The sequence below is a fragment of the Xanthomonas cannabis genome (assembly GCF_040616535.1).
Classification (GTDB): domain Bacteria; phylum Pseudomonadota; class Gammaproteobacteria; order Xanthomonadales; family Xanthomonadaceae; genus Xanthomonas; species Xanthomonas cannabis.
On sequence record NZ_CP136580.1, the window covers coordinates 4146003 to 4161235 of the forward strand.

Below are 15233 nucleotides of genomic sequence, written 5' to 3' on the forward strand. Positions count from 1 at the left end.
TCGCGGTTGCTCGCAACGTCGTGCCAAGCACAGGGCGCGCGCGATCACGCCGGCCCTTATCGACCACACAACCGGTGTGCAGCGCCGGCTTGCGCGACCTGCACTGCATCGGCCGGTCGCGTAGCACGGGCGATCGTCAACGCACCGTGCAGATGAGGTTCCGGTCGACATCGCACTCGCGTGGCACACACCCACCGCTGCGACGGTTCTCACGCCCGGCGGCCTACCGTAGGTGGCGTTGGACCGTGATGCACACACCCCTTCCTCTTGCCCAGACCTGCCCGCCGATGTGCGTGGCACAGGTGCTCTGCACGGCTGGCGCGACATCACGCAACACGCATCGAGACATGCGAGGTGGTGCATCCGCGCCATAGGCAGGCCAGCGCATCCGCGCTCCCCACAAGGCAGACAACTATGAGAATTCTGGTCACCGGCGGCACCGGCTATATCGGCTCGCATACCTGCGTCGAACTGGCACGGCGTGGTCATGAGGTGTGCATCGTCGACAACCTCAGCAATTCGTCCGAGCGCGTGCTCGACCATCTGCAGCACCTGATGGGCTATCGGCCGGAATTCCACTGCATGGATGTGCGTGCGCCGGAGCTGGCCGAGCTGATGCGCAGCAAACGCATCGAGGCGGTGCTGCATTTTGCCGCGCTCAAGGCGGTGGGCGAATCGGTCCGCGAACCCTTGCTGTACTTCAACAACAACGTGACCGGCACGCTGGCGCTGCTGCGCGCGATGCGCACCGCCAAGGTGGCCAACCTGGTGTTCAGTTCGTCGGCGACGGTGTACGGCGACGCCAATACCAGCCCGATCGAGGAAAGCGCACCGCTGAAGGCGATCAACCCGTATGGCCGCACCAAGCTGATGATGGAAGAGATGATCGGCGACCTGAGTGCGGCCTGGCCGGAATTCAACGCCGCGCTGCTGCGCTACTTCAACCCGGTCGGCGCGCATCCCAGCGGCTACCTCGGCGAGGATCCGCGCGGGGTGCCGAACAATCTGATGCCCTACATCGCGCAGGTAGCGGTCGGTCGTCGCGACGCCTTGCAGGTCTTCGGCGACGACTACCCCACCAACGACGGCACCGGTGTACGCGACTACCTGCACGTGATGGACCTGGCCCGCGCACACGTGGATGCCATCGACTACCTGCAGCGCGAGCGCACGGGCCTGGTGGTGAACCTGGGCACCGGGCGCGGCTACAGCGTGCGCGAGGTGGCGGCCGCATTCGAGCGCGCCTGTGGCCGGCGCATTCCGCTGTGCATCGCGCCGCGCCGCGAGGGCGATGTGGCGGTGTACTTCGCCAGTACCGCACTGGCCAACCGGCTGCTGGGCTGGACCGCCGAGTACGACCTGGACCGCATGTGCCGCGACACCTGGCGTTGGCAGTCGATGCATCCGCAGGGCTACGCCAACTCGCGTCTTGCGCGACAACGCACGCCGTCTGCCATGCCGTCCGCATCGCCCGGGCGCGATGCCGCGCGTGAGCTGGCGGCCCCGGCATGCCGTGCCTTGCCCGCGCCGGACACGCGCCGCCGCAGCGAGCCGTCACGCGCGCTGGTCCTTGCCGACGGCCTGTCGCGCGCATGAGGCGCAGTCACTTCTTTCCTAGCGAGGGCATTTCATGAGTTGGGCAGGTCAGTTTCAATACGCTATCGGCAAGACACGTCGTGCCGTCGCTTCCGACAGCGCACCGCAGTTCGATCCAGGCCGGCCGACGCTGTTATGTCTGTCGCACCTGCGCTGGAGTTTTGTCTACCAGCGCCCCCAGCATCTGATGTCGCGCTTTGCGCACGATGCCAACGTGCTGTTCTGGGAAGAACCCATTGCCTGCGACGAGCCCACCCCATGGCTGCAGGTACGTGGCGAGGACGGCGGCGTGCACGTGCTGGTACCGCGCCTGCCGGCCGGCTGCGAGGGCGAGGCGGCGGTACGTGTGCAACGCCAGTTGCTGGATGGCTACCTGGCCGAACTGGGCGTTGCCGATCTGTTGCTGTGGTACTACACGCCGATGAGCCTGGGCTTCAGCGCGCATCTGCAGCCGCGCATCACCGTGTACGACTGCATGGATGAGCTGTCGGCGTTCCGCGGTGCGCCACCGGAGCTGGTCGAACGCGAACGCACGCTGTTGCAACGTGCGGACGTGGTGTTTACCGGCGGCTACAGCATCTGGGAGGCCAAACGCGCACTGCATGGCAACGCGCATGCCTTTCCCAGCAGCGTGGACGTGGCGCATTTTGCCGCCGCACGCGCGCCGCAAACCGAGCCCGCCGATCAGGCCGGCATCGCACATCCGCGGCTCGGCTTTTACGGGGTGATCGACGAGCGCTTCGATGTCGCGCTGCTGCGCAGCCTGGCTGCGCAGCGCCCGCACTGGCAGCTGGTGATGATCGGCCCGGTGGTCAAGATCGACCCCTCCGAGCTGCCGCGCGCAGACAACATCCATTACCTGGGCGGCAAGACCTATGACGAACTGCCTGCGTATCTGTCCGGCTGGGACGTGGCGCTGATGCCCTTTGCGATGAACGCGTCCACGCGCTTCATCAGCCCGACCAAGACGCCCGAATACCTGGCCGGTGGCTGCCCGGTGGTGTCCACGCCCATCCACGACGTGGTACGCACCTATGGCGATACCGGCGTGGTGCGCATTGCCGACACGGCCGACGCCTTCATTGCCGCCTGCGAGGCCGCATTGCAGGACAGCGCCGACACCGAGCGCCTGTACGAGACCGCCGACCAGGTGCTGGGCGACATGTCCTGGGACCACACCTACGCATTGATGAAGGAGACACTCTCTTGGAACCAGTGATGCCTCACGGCAGCGCCACCCTCCACGGCACGCCACCGCGCACCCGGGCGCGGCGCGGCTTCGATTACCTGATCGTCGGTGCGGGCTTTGCCGGCAGCGTGCTCGCCGAACGCCTGGCCGCCGGGCTGGGCAAGCGCGTGCTGGTGGTCGACAAGCGCCCGCATATCGGCGGCAACGCCTACGATTTTCATGACGATGCCGGCGTGCTGATCCATCGCTATGGCCCGCACATCTTCCACACCAATGCACAGCGCATCGTCGATTACCTGTCCAACTTCACCCAGTGGCGCCCGTACGAACATCGCGTGCTCGCGCAGGTGGGCGAGCAACAGGTGCCGATTCCGATCAACATGACCACGCTCAACCGCCTGTATGGCCTGCAGCTCACCAGCGAGGACGAGGCGGCGGCATTTCTGGCCAGCCGCGCCGAGCCGGTGGCGGACATCCGGACCAGCGAGGACGTGGTGATCAACCAGGTGGGGCGCGAGCTGTACGAGACGTTCTTCCGTGGCTATACGCGCAAGCAATGGGGCCTGGACCCATCGCAGCTGGACAAGTCGGTGACTGCGCGCGTGCCGACGCGCACCAATGACGACGACCGCTATTTCACCGACACCTTTCAGCAGATGCCGCTGCACGGCTATACGCGCATGTTCGAGCGCATGCTCGATCACCCCAACATCAAGGTGATGCTCAATACCGATTTCCGCGAAATCCGCGACGAGCTGGAGTACGACCAGCTGGTGTACAGCGGGCCGGTGGACGAATACTTCGACTATTGCTACGGCAAGCTGCCGTACCGCTCGCTGCGCTTCGAACACAGCACGGTGGAGCAGGAGCGGTTCCAGGGGGTGGCGACGGTCAATTATCCGGCCGAGGATGTGGCCTACACCCGCATCACCGAATACAAGCATCTCACCGGCCAGCAGCATCCCAGCACCAGCCTCACCCACGAATACCCGTCGGCCGAGGGCGACCCGTATTATCCGATCCCGCGTGCCGAGAACGCCGAGCTGTACCGCCGCTACGAGCGGCTGGCAGCGGAAACGCCCGATGTCACCTTCCTGGGGCGCCTGGGCACCTACAAGTACTACAACATGGATCAGGTGGTGGGCCAGGCGCTGGCGGTGTACAAGCGCATCGAAGAACGCGAGCAGCACGCGCCGGCCGCGCTGGCGGTCTGATCGGTTCCCCCTGCCCTGCAGCAGTCCCGCTGCAGGGCCGTTATCGACGCGATGCCGCCACCAGCGGTGCGCGTGCAGCAGGATGGTAGATGCACACCCCCACAGTGTTCGACAGTTTCTTCATGGCGGGCTTCGAGTGTTCGAGCCACCGCCGTCGCGACGGCCGCCGGCTGGATCTGCTGGCCGGCACGCGGCACGACCGCTGGGCGGCCAACGACTATGCCGCCGTCGGCGCGCACGGTCTGCGCACCGCACGCGACGGCCTGCGCTGGCATCTGATCGAGCAGCGTCCCGGCCACTACGACTGGTCCAGCTTCCTGCCGATGCTGCATGCCGCGCAGGCCACCGGCACCCAGGTCATCTGGGACCTGTGCCATTACGGCTGGCCGGACGATGTGGACATCTGGACCCCGCAGTTCGTCGAGCGCTTTGCGCGGTTTGCCGCGGCAGCCGCGCAATGCATCAGGAACGAAACCGATGCGGTGCCGTTCTATGCGCCGCTCAACGAGATCTCGTTCTGGGCGTGGAATGGGGGCGATCACGCGCGCATGCATCCGATGGCACGTGGGCGCGGGTTCGAGCTCAAGCACCAGCTGGTGCGCGCCACCATCGCGGCGATCGATGCAGTGCGCCAGGTCGAGCCGCGCGCACGCTTCGTGCAGGTGGATCCGGCCATCCATGTGGCCGCCCCCAACGACCGCCCCGGCCCGCGCCGCGAAGCCGAACGCCTGCGCCTGGCGCAATTCGAGGCCTGGGACATGGTCTGCGGCCGGCAATGGCCGGGGCTGGGCGGTGCGCCGGAGTATCTGGACATCATCGGCGTCAATTACTACTCCGATAACCAGTGGTACCCCGGTGGCACGCCGATCCTGCGCAGTTCGCCGGATCACCGCGCGTTCTCGGCCATCCTGGGCGAACTCTGGCAGCGCTACCAACGCCCGATGATCGTGGCCGAAACCGGCGCCGAGGCCGACCAACGCGCCCCCTGGCTTGCGCATGTCTGCGACGAAGTGGCGCTGGCCCTGCAGCATGGCGTGGCCATGGAAGGGATCTGCCTGTATCCGGTGCTGGACTACCCGGGCTGGGACAACTACCGGCATTGCCCCACCGGCCTGCTCGGCTACGCCGATGAGCACGGCCAGCGCCCCGTCGATGCCCGCCTGGCGGCGCAGCTCAGGCGCGAACACGACCGCTTCGGCCTGCGTGCACCGCAGTTCCCGCTCGCGGACATGGCCACGTGAGCACATCCACGCAGCCGGACCTGTTGCCGGATACGCCGGCGCGCTTCCTGTGGCACTACATCTGCCAACGTCCCTGGCACTTCGGCGGCCTGCTGGTGCTGATCATCGGTGCGGCCGGTTGCGCGGTGACGGTGCAATACGGCATGAAGATGCTGGTCGATGCAATGGCCACCGAGCAGCGCGAGCACGCCGACGTGTGGCTGCCGCTGGGCTTGTTCATCGGCCTGATTGCAGTGGAAAACCTGTTCTGGCGGCTGGGCGGCTGGCTGGGGTGCCGCACCGTGGTGGCCAGCGTGGTGGATATCCGGGTAGACCTGTTCCGCCACCTCACCGGCCACCCGATGCGCTATTTCACCGAGCACTTTGCCGGCGCGCTGGGCAACCGCATCTCCGCACTTGGCGGGGCGGCCGGGCAGATCTACGGCGGGCTGGCCTGGAAGATCCTGCCGCCCATCGTGGATTTCATCGGAGCCGTCGTGTTGCTGTTCACCGTGGACTGGCGCATGGCGGCTACCTTGATCGGCTTTGTTGCGCTGGTGGCGGCCATCATCACCAGCTTCGGCATCCGCGGGCGTGCCAAGCATCAGCGGTTTGCCGCGCAGGCCGCGCGGGTGGGCGGCGAGCTGGTGGATGCGGTGTCCAATGTCTGGACCATCAAGGCGTTTGCCGCACGCGACCGCGAAAGCGCGCGGTTGGCCGAACAGATCGGCCACGAAGCGGTCGCGCATCGGCGCAGCTGGATGTACGTGGAAAAAGCCCGCGTGATCCACGACATCTGCCTGTCGCTGATGGCCGGCGGCATGCTGCTGTGGGCGATCAGCATGTGGCGCGGCGGCGCGGTCAGTGCCGGCGACGTGGTGCTGGTCAGCGCATTGACCTTCCGCATCCTGCACGGCTCGCGCGACCTGGCGCTCACCCTGGTGGACACCACCCAGCAGCTGGGCGCGATCGCCGACACCTTGCAGATCATCCTGCAGCCGCATGCCATCGTCGATACGGATGCGCCGCTGGCACTGGCCGAAGGCGATGTGCGTTTCGAACAGGTGCGCTTTGCCTATCCCGAGCGCGAGGCAGTGCTGGATGGGCTGGACCTGCATATTCCCGCCGGCCAGAAGGTGGGCATCGTCGGTCCGTCCGGTGCCGGTAAATCCACCCTGATCGCGTTGATCCAGCGTCTGGACGATGTGGAATCCGGCCGTGTGCTGATCGACGGACAGGATATCCGCGGCGTCAGCCAGGACAGCCTGCGCGAAAAGATCGCGGTGGTGCCGCAGGAAACGGCGCTGTTCAACCGCAGCATCGGCGACAACATCCGCTATGGCCGTCCCGACGCCAGCGACGCGGAGGTCCACCAGGCCGCGCGGCATGCGTTCTGCGATGGCTTCATCCGTCAGCTGCCGGAGGGCTACGACACCCAGGTCGGCGAGCGCGGGGTGATGCTCTCCGGCGGGCAGCGCCAGCGGCTGGGCATTGCACGCGCATTTCTGAAGGATGCGCCGATCCTGATCCTCGACGAGGCCACCTCGGCGCTGGATACCGAGTCGGAAGCGGAAATCCAGGCGGCGCTGGATCACCTGATGCGCGACCGCACCGTACTGGCAGTGGCGCACCGCCTGTCCACCGTGATCGGCTTCGACCGCATCGTGGTGTTACAGGACGGCCGCGTGGTGGAAGACGGCGCACCGGCAGCGCTGCGTGGGCGTGGCGGTGTGTTCGATGGCCTCTGGCAGCGGCAGGCTGCCGGCTTCGAACAACCCCTGTCCGCAGCGACCTAGTGCGCACTGTGGCAACGATTGCAGGCTGCTGCAGGGTGCTATCCCACTGAACATCGCACACACGACAGGCAGCCGAGGCTGCCTGTCGTGTGTGCATCGCTCCGCTCAGTGCGGTGGTCGGTAGTCGCGTAGCTGGGTGGTGACGTTGCCGATTTCCTGCACCGCTTTCTTGAGGTCGTCTTCGGACATCCCCAATTCGCGCGCCCAATACTGCAACTCCCATTCCTCGCTGATGCTGACCGTGTGCATGTCGGTGGGTTGCCGGTTTGCGTCCTGTGGTTCGCCCATGGCGATCTTCGCTCTCGATCCTGCAGAAGGTCGGGGCCCGTCTCAGTGCGGCGGGGTCTGCTTGGTGCTCAGGGTCTTGGCATGGTCCAGATGCTCGGCGATGGTCTCGCGTGCACGCTGCAGTTCCTTGCCCAGGTCGCTGGAACCAGGCTCGCTGCTCAGCTGCGCATCGAGTAGCGCCAACGCCTGCTCGTGGCTGCTGATGGCGGTCTGCAGGTACTGCTTTTCGAACGCCTGGCCATGCAGCGATTCCAGCTGGTCGCGTGCTGCCTTGGAACGCACGGCCGCCGCCTGCCCCAGGCTGCCGCTGCGATCGGGTGCGAACCGGCTGAGATCGGTCAGTGCGGCACTGTGCGCTTCGTCCATCTTGCGCGCAAAGTCCAGCACTTCGCCTTCCACGCCCTTGACTACGGCCAGCTGCGCCAGCGTGCGCTCCTGTTCGTTGAAGATGGCCAGTGCGCCCAGCGCCTGCTTGCGGTCGCGCGCATCGCCCACGCTGTCGCGCAACGGGTCGCCGTGCGGCGGCGTTGCGCCAATGGCGGCCTGCCCACTCTGCCGATCCTGCTGTGCGCCTTCATTCGCCTGGCCCTGGCGGCGTTGCCACGCCTTGTAGGCCACATAGCCCACGGCACCGGCGGTTACCATCTTGAAAAGTCCCATGCATGTCTCCTTGAGTGGTCGCCGTCTGGCGATCGTTGATTGTCGGTTTGCCCACTGCAGACGGGCTCGCGTGCAGTACGGCGTGGACATCCAGCGTGCGAGCGCGTGGGTTATCCAGCCGTGACTTGCACATCAACGGCGCGTGGCCGCGGGCCGTCGTGCACACCATGCCCACGCACCGTGCTGACGTCCTTAACGCGCGTGCCCGAACACTGTTGTGCGTTGCCGCAACCTACGGCTCAACAGGAGATCGATATGCTTGCCCTCAACTATCACGGCTCACGCGATGTGCGGGTCGAAACCGTGCCGGACCCGGTGCTGGTGGAACGCGATGACCTGATCCTGCGCGTCACCGCCACTGCCATCTGCGGATCGGATCTGCATCTGTACCGCGGCAAGATTCCGGATCTGCGGCATGGCGACATCCTTGGCCACGAATTCATGGGCATCGTCGAAGACGTCGGCCCGGACGTGACCGCTGTCAAACGCGGCGACCGGGTGGTGATTCCGTTCGTGGTGGCCTGCGGGCAATGTTTCCATTGCATGCTGCAGGAATTTTCTGCCTGCGAAACCACCAATACCGGCAAGGGCGCCGCGCTCAACCACAAGGACATGCGCCCGCCTGCGGCCTTGTTCGGTTTCAGCCATCTGTACGGCGGGCTCTCCGGCGGCCAGGCCGAATATGTGCGCGTCCCCAAGGCCAATGTGGGGCCGCTGGTGGTGCCCGATGCACTGCACGACGAGCAGGTGCTGTTCCTGTCCGACATCCTGCCCACCGGCTACCAGGCTGTGGTCGATGCCGGGGTCAAGCAAGGCTCCACGGTGGCGATCTTCGGTGCCGGCCCGGTCGGCCTGATGGCCGCGGCATGCTGCCGCATGCTCGGCGCCGAGCGCATCTTCATGGTCGACCGGCATGCCTATCGCCTGGATTTCGCGTCCAAGGCCTATGGTGTGATTCCGATCAATTTCGATGAGATCGACGACCCGGCCGATGTGATCGTGTCGCAGACCGATGGCCGCGGCGTGGATGCCAGTATCGAAGCGGTCGGCTTCGAGGCCGAGGGCAGTGCGCTGGAAACCACGCTCACCAACTTGAAGCTCGAGGGCAGCAGCGGCGTGGCGATCCGCCAGTGCATCGCCGCCACCCGGCGCTGCGGCGTGGTCAGCGTGCCGGGTGTGTACGCCGGTTTCATCCACGCCTTCATGTTCGGCGACGCATTCGACAAGGGACTGAGCTTCAAGATGGGCCAGACCCACGTGCAGAAGCACATGCCGCATCTGCTCGAACGCATCGGCAATGGCGATCTCAAGCCCAGCGCCATCATCTCCCACCGCATGCCGCTGGCTGATGCAGCGCGCGGCTATGAGGTGTTCGACAAGAAGCAGGACGATTGCCGCAAGGTGGTGTTGACGCCGTAAACCTCGGCCAGGCGGACAAACAAAGGCGCGGTCACCGACCGCGCCTTTGTTGTTTTCGCTCCTCACCTGGTGCCGTGCGATGCGGCGTAAGACTCGCTACGCAAACATCGGCACACCTGCATGCTGGGCGATGCGCACACGCCGCATCGCGCAAGCGACGTCTGTGTGCAGTCGCTCAGTCCAGCGGTTTTGCAGGCACGAACGGCGATACCGGATCACTGGCCGGGAAGGTTTCTTCCACCGCCTCGTCCTGCAGCGCGTCCTGCTTCTTCTTGTCGCTGTGGTCCTGATCGTGGCCTGTGGCCTGATCGTGTGCGGACGGAATCTGATTGGATGGGCTCATAGCTGTCTCCTGTGACGTGTATCGGTACTGCCCACGCTACGGCGCCGCAGCGATGGCACAGGTGAAAACCGTCTTCGCATGGGCGCGACAAAGGCAACCGTTGGCAACGCCGCCGCAGTGTGCGTTTCGGCTTCCGCGTGACAGGACGGCATGACCAGCACGAACGGGCGGCAACGGTGCATCGCCAATATATTTGCCGAGATCGCGATGGACGCAGCAATCCCCAATGTGCGGCACGCTGGATGGGGCGATGTGTCCCTGACGTTGCGTTCTTACCCGGCGTCGCTGCCGCCTGACATGCGCGGCACCAGGCGCAGGTTCACATCCTGGCGCGCCCAAGGTGTATGGTGCCAGTGCGCCTGACGCCCGGCGCCGCCCTCATTCTCTCTGGCCTCCCCATCAAGAATCTCTGCGAACGCTGCGACGCCGTCTGTTGCCGGCTCACCGTCATGGTCGATCCATCCGACCGCATCCCCAACCACCTGACCAGCGTGACACCGGAAGGTTGGCACGTGATGGCGCGCGATGAAGAAGGGTGGTGTGTGGCGATCGATGCGGCGCGGATGTGCTGCTCGATCTACGACACGCGACCGGCCATCTGCCGGCGTTTCGTCATGTCCGGCCCGTATTGCCGCGACGTGCGTGCCACCTACGACGATCAGCGCCGGCGGGGCATCCCCTTGACGCTCTACAACGCATGAGGATTCGCGATGAATAACTCCCGCCGCCAGTCGATGACCGTCAGCAATCAACCGGGCAAGCCGCGCCTGTCCGAACAGCGCCTGGCCGCCGATCTGGAAGCCTTCCAGCAGTCCGGCGGTGCGATCGAACGCCTGGGCGACACCCCGCTGCGGCGCGAAAAGACGCGCGATGCGTCGGCGGCGACACCGGCGACACCGGTCAAGTCGGGCGCTGACGTGGAATAAAGTTGCGTCGGGGCATAGGCAGTGGGCATTTCGCTGCGCTGCACGGAATGGAACTGCGTTGGAGCACAGGCGGTGGACACCTCGCCACGCTGCGCTGTGGCTCTGACGCTAGGGTCTGCTTGAGGTGCCACTGACTTGTCCTGCGAATGGGTATCGCGCCGTAACCGGTGCACGTGCGCGTTGCAGGTGGAAGGCGTGAACACAGGCATGTCGGTAAGGCCGCCATTGTTGCCCCCGAATGCCTCACCAGGCGCGCCAGCGCAATGTCGGGCGTCCGAAGCGCGGCATGACAGACATGCATCGCGCCCTCGAAGCGCAGGCTGCGCGTGCCGGTCCATCACGTCACGCCATCACCCCTGGTCGATCAGCGGTCCTTACGCAAGCGCAGCGTCTGCACAGCCGCTGTTTACATCGCCGCCGCGCGACACAGCCACCTGCTGCCGCCGCGTCGCCAGGTAATGCCGCCACCGCGTATTCAATGCATCACACAGCTGCTCGGCTGCCAGCGACTCGTGTGCACTGGCCAGATTGAACTCACGGTGCCAGTGGATGCCCGTCTGCCCGCCCGGCCAGGGTGCCATCCGGTAGCCTTGCGGCAGCGCAAGCTCGGGGAGCGTGGCGCCGCACAGCATCTGCCCGTCATGCGGCCCGCCAACCAGATGCACCCGCACGCCTTCTCCTGCCTCATTCACAACCAAGCTCCTCAACGAGGTGCCGGAGGTCCGCATCCGGCACGGGTGTTGGGGGCGCCATTGCGGGGGACTGCAACACCTCCGTGTGCAGCCTCACACTCAGCGCATCGCCCGATGGCGCCCCGATCGGCACTGCGTGATCGAACCAGACCACGTGATGCCATCGACGCCACTACGATAGAAACGGGCGCAGCAGACGTGCGTGAACACGGCAGAAAAATTCAGTGATGGCCTGCCCGGATCAGTCGATCAAGTGGCACAACGCAGGCGACGCGCGGCGCCAAGCGGTTACAGCAACTGCGCGTGATCGATCGCGCCCAGCCCTTGTGCCAGGGAGGCCATTTCGTTGGCCAGGTCGATCAGGTTGCCGCCAGCCTGCGCCGCGATGCCCATGATGCGTTGGTACGCATCCCAGAAGTCCGGGCCGCTGCCGTAGGCAGCATGGAACCCTTGCAGCTCCAAGACCAGCAGATCGGACACCTGCATGTCGGAGTGGTCCATTGCGTCACCTCGCTGGGGAATTCCCCGGCCCGCAGCTTATACCCGTTCATTTGACAGAACCGGGTCAGCCAGACGACCGGGCGGGCAGCGCTGAATCGGTCAGGCAGCGCGGCCGACGCCACCGTCGTAGCGGAACCTCCCATGCGCCACGCCATCGGCCGCGGCTCAGGTATGCATGCGTGCCGCTCGGGTGGCGCCGCGCAGTCCCTGCTCCAGACATTCCAGCAAGCGGCTCACCTTGGGCAGCAACTGCCGTGCGCGCATCCACACCAGATGCAGCGGCAGGCCATCGGTATCGCACTGCGGCAGCACCGTGACCAGACTGCCGCGCTGCAGATGGTCATCGATCAGCCAGGTCGGCAATTGGGCGATGCCCAGGCCGGCGGCCACCGCATCCACCTGTGCCTCGGCATTGCCCAACACCACGCGTCCGTGCATCGGCCGTTGCTCCACCGGCCCTTCGCCGTGGCGTAGCAGCCAGGGGCTGCTGCTGCCATCGGCCTTGGCGTAGATCACCGCCGCGTGGTTCACCACCTCGTCGATGCGCTGCGGCGTGCCGCGCTGCGCCAGGTACTGCGGGGCCGCGCAGAACACGTAGGTTTCGTGGCCGAGATAGCGGTGGCCCAGGCTGCCGGGCCACTGCTCCGGCCCGCCGATCCGCACGGCCACGTCGATGCCCTCCTCGGCCATGTCGACGAAGCGGTCGGTAAACGACAGGCTCGGCTGCAGGCCTGGATGCTGCTGAAAGAACGGCAACAGCACCGGCAGCACCTTGCGCCGGCCAAAGCTCACCGGCACATCCAGCCGCAACCGGCCGGTGGGCGCCTGGCCCTCGGCGCGCAGCACGTGCTCGGCCTCCTCCAGTTCGTCGAGCACCTTGACGCACACCCGATAGAACGCCGCGCCGGCATCGGTCAGCTCCAGCCGCCGGGTGGTCCGTGCGAACAGGCGCACGCCCAGGCGCGCCTCCAGCCGGGCAATCGCCTTGCCGACCGCTGAGCTGGTCAGGCTGAGGCGCTCGGCAGCGGCGGTGAAGCTACCGGCGTCGGCAGCGCCGACGAAGACGTCGATGCCCTTGACGCGTTCGGAAGGATGCATGTTGACCTATTAAAGAAATTGAATCCGTAATGTACGGAAAATACTCCCGATATACGACTTCAGTTCTTTCTTACCATGGCCACCCCTCATTCCGGCCGATGCAATGCCCGCTCTCCATTCCCTTCCAGCGACCAGCCCCGCCGCCACCGGGCGCAGCGGGCTGGCGATCTTCATCCTGGCGTTTGCCGCATTCGTGATCGTCACCACCGAGTACCTGATCGTCGGTCTGTTGCCCGGTCTGGCGCGCGACATGGGCATCTCGATCTCCGCTGCCGGCCAGCTGGTGACGTTGTTCGCCTTCACGGTGATGCTGTCCGGCCCGCCGCTGACCGCCTGGCTGTCGCACCTGGACCGCAGGCGCCTGTTCGTGGCGATCCTGCTGGTGTTCGCGGTGTCCAACGCCGTGGCTGCGCTGGCGCCCAACATCTGGGTGCTGGCGGTCGCGCGCTTTCTCCCGGCGCTGGCATTGCCGGTGTTCTGGGGCACCGCCAGCGACACCGCCGGGCAACTGGCCGGCCCGCAACAGGCCGGGCAAGCGGTGTCGCGGGTGTATCTGGGCATTTCGGCGGCGCTGCTGTTCGGCATTCCGCTGGGCACGGTGGCGGCCAACAGCATCGGCTGGCGCGGCGCGTTCTGGAGTCTGGCGGCGCTGTCGCTGGCGATGGCCGCCGCGTTGGCGCTGTGGATGCCGACGGTGGCGCGCACCGAACGGGTCAACCTGCGCCAGCAGGCCGGGATCTTCACCGAGCGCTTCTTCCTGGCTAATGTGGCGTTGTCGGTGGTGGTGTTCACCGCCATGTTCACCGCCTACACCTATCTGGCCGACCTGCTCGAACGCAACGTGGGCGTGCCGGCGGCAAACGTCGGCTGGTGGCTGATGGGGTTCGGTGCGGTCGGCCTGATCGGCAATTGGTTGGGTGGCCGGGTGGTGGACCGCTCACCGCTGCGCGCCACGGCGGTGTTCCTGCTGTTGCTCGCGTTGGGCATGGCGTTGTGCGTGCCGGTGGCCGGCACCGGCGTGCTGCTCTGTCTGACTCTGGCGGTCTGGGGCATTGCGTATACCGCGCTGTTTCCGATCAGCCAGGTGCGGGTGATGCAGTCGGTCGGCCATTCGCAGGCATTGGCCGGCACCACCAACGTGTCGGCTGCCAATGCCGGCATCGGCGTCGGCGCCATCATCGGTGGGCTGGCGATTCCGGCCTGGGGGCTGGGCAGCATCGGCTACGTCGCCGCGGCGGTCGCCGCGCTGGGGGTGGTGCTGATTCCGTTGGTGCACCGCGCCGGCGGTGAGTGGCGCGCCTGTGGCAAGGCTGTGCCCGGGCCATCAGGTGGCACGCGCGCCCCATGGCAGCGGGTGACGCGCTGATCGGCGCAGGTGGCGCATGTGCCCCGCCACCTGCGCGCCCGGCGACCTGGAGCTGCCCCGCAGCGCCCCCTGACAGCACTGCACGCCAGCCCCCGCTGAATGCCGCCAGCCCAGGCAGCGCGGGCCTGGGCGCGGCGGCTGTGGCGCGCGCATTCCCGTGTAAAATGCGCGGTCTTTGACCGGAACAATGGCGAAAGCTGCTCCACGGGCGCCCCTCTCGGGCCCGGCGTTCATTCGCCTGCTCGCACGCCTCAGCGATGTCCGCGTCGCCCAGTCCAACCACGCGCTGGCCGACCGGCTGAGCCAATGGATCGACTGGACGCGTGCAGTGGCCGTGTCCAAGGCGCTGGATGGCAAGCTGCCCGACACCGATGACCTGCCCGAGCCGCGCCCGCTCGATGCCGACGCCTGCGCCCGCGTGCGTGCCGGTCTGGCAACCAGCAGCGTGGCCGATCTGGATGCGCTGGTGGCACGCCTGCGCACCGAAGCACGTGCTGCCACCGAGGCGGGCGCGGCGCCGCCGGTGCCCGACTATGCCCCGTTCCGGCAGCATTACCTGGCCATGCAGCGCGCCATGCGCACCGCCACCGGCGATCTGCGCGGGCGGCTGCGCGACCTGCTGACGCTGGTCTCCAGTGAAATGGCACGGCTGGCCGAAGTGGATGCGGTGATGGAGCTGACCCTGAGCCCGCGCGAGCAGACCCTGTTGAACACCGTGCCCAGCCTGCTCGGCGCGCATTTCGAACGCCTGCGCCATGCCGCGCAGGCGCATCACCCGCCAGGCGATGACCAGGCCGCCGCGCGCGCGGTGTCCGATGGCTGGCTGGATGTTTTTCGCAAGGACATGCAGAGCGTGTTGCTCGCCGAACTGGATGTTCGTTTTCACCCGATCGAAGGCCTGCTTGCAGCGCTTCGTACCCGCTAA

The 15233-nt window shown here is 66.4% G+C and carries 16 protein-coding genes; 10 read left to right on the top strand and 6 right to left on the bottom strand.

Going from position 1 to position 15233, the window contains the following annotated elements:
* Nucleotides 1-414 precede the first annotated feature (414 nt).
* The 5 genes from galE to RZV17_RS17500 all read left to right on the top strand — a co-directional run bounded on the left by galE (nt 415) and on the right by RZV17_RS17500 (nt 7015).
* Nucleotides 415-1596 (top strand): UDP-glucose 4-epimerase GalE, encoded by a 1182-nt coding sequence (gene galE, locus RZV17_RS17480; RefSeq protein ID WP_184367924.1) that lies wholly within the window; start codon nt 415-417, stop codon nt 1594-1596.
* Between the two features lie 34 nt (nt 1597-1630).
* Nucleotides 1631-2815: a glycosyltransferase family 1 protein gene (locus tag RZV17_RS17485; RefSeq protein WP_123137671.1), complete on the top strand. Its 1185-nt coding sequence runs from the start codon at nt 1631-1633 to the stop codon at nt 2813-2815.
* Nucleotides 2815-3999 (top strand): UDP-galactopyranose mutase, encoded by a 1185-nt coding sequence (gene glf / locus RZV17_RS17490; protein ID WP_355605281.1) that lies wholly within the window; start codon nt 2815-2817, stop codon nt 3997-3999. Before RZV17_RS17485 ends, glf begins: the two co-directional genes overlap by 1 nt.
* An 89-nt stretch (nt 4000-4088) precedes the next feature.
* Nucleotides 4089-5240, top strand: a complete 1152-nt coding sequence (locus tag RZV17_RS17495) for a beta-glucosidase (RefSeq protein WP_355605284.1) — start codon at nt 4089-4091, stop codon at nt 5238-5240.
* Nucleotides 5237-7015 carry an ABC transporter ATP-binding protein gene (locus tag RZV17_RS17500; RefSeq protein ID WP_355605286.1) on the top strand — a complete coding sequence of 593 codons (1779 nt, stop codon included), beginning with the start codon at nt 5237-5239 and terminating at the stop codon, nt 7013-7015. The genes RZV17_RS17495 and RZV17_RS17500 overlap by 4 nt, the downstream gene beginning before the upstream one ends.
* A gap of 105 nt (nt 7016-7120) precedes the next feature.
* Here RZV17_RS17500 and RZV17_RS17505 read toward each other — a convergent pair whose 3' ends face one another.
* Together RZV17_RS17505 and RZV17_RS17510 are read right to left on the bottom strand one after the other, a co-directional pair.
* On the bottom strand, nt 7121-7303 hold the full coding sequence (locus RZV17_RS17505) for a DUF3606 domain-containing protein (RefSeq protein WP_039405862.1): 183 nt from the start codon (nt 7301-7303) through the stop codon (nt 7121-7123).
* A 42-nt stretch (nt 7304-7345) separates the two neighbouring features.
* Nucleotides 7346-7963, bottom strand: a complete 618-nt coding sequence (locus RZV17_RS17510; protein WP_355605290.1) for a DUF4142 domain-containing protein — start codon at nt 7961-7963, stop codon at nt 7346-7348.
* A 255-nt stretch (nt 7964-8218) separates the two neighbouring features.
* Between RZV17_RS17510 and RZV17_RS17515 the strand changes: the two genes are divergently transcribed.
* Entirely contained in the window at nt 8219-9382 is a 1164-nt protein-coding gene (locus tag RZV17_RS17515; RefSeq protein WP_039564011.1) for a zinc-dependent alcohol dehydrogenase, read from the top strand.
* A 175-nt stretch (nt 9383-9557) separates the two neighbouring features.
* Here RZV17_RS17515 and RZV17_RS17520 read toward each other — a convergent pair whose 3' ends face one another.
* Complete coding sequence (locus tag RZV17_RS17520; RefSeq protein WP_068835607.1) at nt 9558-9725, bottom strand: hypothetical protein; 168 nt, start codon at nt 9723-9725, stop codon at nt 9558-9560.
* Between the two features lie 353 nt (nt 9726-10078).
* Between RZV17_RS17520 and RZV17_RS17525 the strand changes: the two genes are divergently transcribed.
* Nucleotides 10079-10426: a YkgJ family cysteine cluster protein gene (locus RZV17_RS17525; protein ID WP_228314837.1), complete on the top strand. Its 348-nt coding sequence runs from the start codon at nt 10079-10081 to the stop codon at nt 10424-10426.
* A gap of 9 nt (nt 10427-10435) precedes the next feature.
* On the top strand, nt 10436-10651 hold the full coding sequence (locus RZV17_RS17530) for a hypothetical protein (RefSeq protein ID WP_355605294.1): 216 nt from the start codon (nt 10436-10438) through the stop codon (nt 10649-10651).
* 374 nt (nt 10652-11025) lie between these two features.
* Here RZV17_RS17530 and RZV17_RS17535 read toward each other — a convergent pair whose 3' ends face one another.
* The 3 genes from RZV17_RS17535 to RZV17_RS17545 all read right to left on the bottom strand — a co-directional run bounded on the left by RZV17_RS17535 (nt 11026) and on the right by RZV17_RS17545 (nt 12942).
* Nucleotides 11026-11343, bottom strand: coding sequence for a hypothetical protein (locus tag RZV17_RS17535; protein WP_355605297.1), 318 nt, complete (start codon nt 11341-11343; stop codon nt 11026-11028).
* 288 nt (nt 11344-11631) lie between these two features.
* The gene (locus RZV17_RS17540; RefSeq protein WP_039405875.1) at nt 11632-11844 is read right to left on the bottom strand and encodes a hypothetical protein; all 213 of its coding nucleotides are present in this window, start codon (nt 11842-11844) and stop codon (nt 11632-11634) included.
* A gap of 165 nt (nt 11845-12009) precedes the next feature.
* Nucleotides 12010-12942, bottom strand: coding sequence for a LysR family transcriptional regulator (locus RZV17_RS17545; RefSeq protein WP_228314835.1), 933 nt, complete (start codon nt 12940-12942; stop codon nt 12010-12012).
* A gap of 103 nt (nt 12943-13045) precedes the next feature.
* On the opposite strand from RZV17_RS17545, the gene RZV17_RS17550 reads away from it, so the two are divergent.
* A complete protein-coding gene (locus tag RZV17_RS17550) occupies nt 13046-14308 on the top strand; it encodes an MFS transporter (RefSeq protein ID WP_355605301.1) in 1263 nt (420 codons plus the stop codon).
* Nucleotides 14309-14495: 187 nt separating this feature from the next.
* Nucleotides 14496-15233 carry a DUF3348 domain-containing protein gene (locus tag RZV17_RS17555; protein WP_039405885.1) on the top strand — a complete coding sequence of 246 codons (738 nt, stop codon included), beginning with the start codon at nt 14496-14498 and terminating at the stop codon, nt 15231-15233.

What these genes read in the sequence shown, in the direction of transcription:
- RZV17_RS17495 (WP_355605284.1), top strand. Translation starts at nt 4,089, where the DNA reads ATGCACACCCCCACAGTGTTCGACAGTTTCTTCATGGCGGGCTTCGAG.
- RZV17_RS17485 (WP_123137671.1), top strand. Translation starts at nt 1,631, where the DNA reads ATGAGTTGGGCAGGTCAGTTTCAATACGCTATCGGCAAGACACGTCGT.
- RZV17_RS17510 (WP_355605290.1), bottom strand. Translation starts at nt 7,963, where the DNA reads ATGGGACTTTTCAAGATGGTAACCGCCGGTGCCGTGGGCTATGTGGCC.
- RZV17_RS17530 (WP_355605294.1), top strand. Translation starts at nt 10,436, where the DNA reads ATGAATAACTCCCGCCGCCAGTCGATGACCGTCAGCAATCAACCGGGC.
- RZV17_RS17520 (WP_068835607.1), bottom strand. Translation starts at nt 9,725, where the DNA reads ATGAGCCCATCCAATCAGATTCCGTCCGCACACGATCAGGCCACAGGC.
- RZV17_RS17555 (WP_039405885.1), top strand. Translation starts at nt 14,496, where the DNA reads ATGGCGAAAGCTGCTCCACGGGCGCCCCTCTCGGGCCCGGCGTTCATT.
- RZV17_RS17540 (WP_039405875.1), bottom strand. Translation starts at nt 11,844, where the DNA reads ATGGACCACTCCGACATGCAGGTGTCCGATCTGCTGGTCTTGGAGCTG.
- RZV17_RS17545 (WP_228314835.1), bottom strand. Translation starts at nt 12,942, where the DNA reads ATGCATCCTTCCGAACGCGTCAAGGGCATCGACGTCTTCGTCGGCGCT.
- glf (WP_355605281.1), top strand. Translation starts at nt 2,815, where the DNA reads ATGCCTCACGGCAGCGCCACCCTCCACGGCACGCCACCGCGCACCCGG.
- galE (WP_184367924.1), top strand. Translation starts at nt 415, where the DNA reads ATGAGAATTCTGGTCACCGGCGGCACCGGCTATATCGGCTCGCATACC.
- RZV17_RS17515 (WP_039564011.1), top strand. Translation starts at nt 8,219, where the DNA reads ATGCTTGCCCTCAACTATCACGGCTCACGCGATGTGCGGGTCGAAACC.
- RZV17_RS17505 (WP_039405862.1), bottom strand. Translation starts at nt 7,303, where the DNA reads ATGGGCGAACCACAGGACGCAAACCGGCAACCCACCGACATGCACACG.
- RZV17_RS17550 (WP_355605301.1), top strand. Translation starts at nt 13,046, where the DNA reads ATGCCCGCTCTCCATTCCCTTCCAGCGACCAGCCCCGCCGCCACCGGG.